The following is a 1,149-nucleotide window of genomic DNA, read 5'->3' on the forward strand; positions in this document are numbered from 1 at the left end:
GCTGGGAAATCCGCGACGACATCCACGAAGCCTTCCTCACCCTCGCATGCGCACTCATCTGCTGGCGGCGCCTGAAGTCATTGCGATAGGAGTTCTAAGAGCTCGTGACAAGATCTTGAATGGCCCTGGCCGGGCGTGACTGTTGTGGCGATCTGACCGTTCGGGTAGGTCTGACGACTCGGCCGTGGGTCGTGGACGACGCCTTGTGGGCAGTGATCGAACCGTTGTTGCCGCCCTGGCCCGAGCGGTCGCCGGGGCCGAAACCGGTGCCGGACCGGTTGTGCCTGCAGGGCATCCTGTACGTCCTGCACCAGAACATCGCCTGGCAACTCTTGCCGCTGGAGCTGGGGTTCAGTTCAGGGCAGACCTGCTGGCGGCGCCTGGACCGCTGACAACAGGCCGGGGTCTTCGACCAGTTACACCGTCTCCTGCTCGCGAAGCTGAACGCGGTCGGCGAACTCGACTGGTCCCGCGCGTGCGTGGACGGCTCCCACATCCGCGCGAAAAAAGGGGAGCCGCGACCGGCCCGTCGCCGGTCGACCGGCGCAAGACAGGTAGCAAACACCACCTGATCTGCGATGGGAAGGGCACTCCGCTCCACGTCATCACCCCCGCGGCAAATGTCAACGACATCACGCAAACCCTTGCCCTGGTCGACGGCATCCCGCCGGTGGCCGGGCGTCCGGGCCATCCTCGCCGGCGCCCCGACTCCGCACTGGGCGACAAGGCGTACGACTCCATGGGCCGTCCGCCGTGAACTGTGCAAACGCCGGATCATGCCGGTGATCTCCCGCGAGGGCGCCCCGAACACCAAGGGCCTGGGCAAGCTCCGCTACGTCGTCGAGCAAACCTTCGCCCTGCTCCACCAGTTCAAGCGTATGGCCGTGCGTTGGGAGCGGCGCCTTGAACTACACGACGCCTTCGTCTCGTTGGGCTGCAGCCTCATCTGCTTAGGAATTACAAATGATCGCTTCGTAGGGAATCGACAGCGAGGTCGCCCGTGGGAGCCGCCAGCAGCACACCGCACGGAGGAACCACATGGCCACGATCGTTCTGCCGTTACCTGCGCAGCCTCCACCCGCCCCGGATTCGTATCGCGATCGTGCTGGACAACTTCTCCCCGCACCTGACCACGAAAAGCGACACCCG

At 65.0% G+C, this 1,149-nt stretch carries 1 pseudogene; it reads left to right on the plus strand.

Features of this window, described 5'->3' with window-relative positions:
- Positions 1–119: 119 nt before the first annotated feature.
- Positions 120–950: pseudogene (locus IG78_RS48950) on the plus strand (IS5 family transposase); the annotation flags it as partial.
- Between the last annotated feature and the right edge of the window lie 199 nt (positions 951–1,149).

It is taken from the genome of Streptomyces aureocirculatus, assembly GCF_000720475.1.
Taxonomy (GTDB): Bacteria; Actinomycetota; Actinomycetes; order Streptomycetales; family Streptomycetaceae; genus Streptomyces; species Streptomyces aureocirculatus.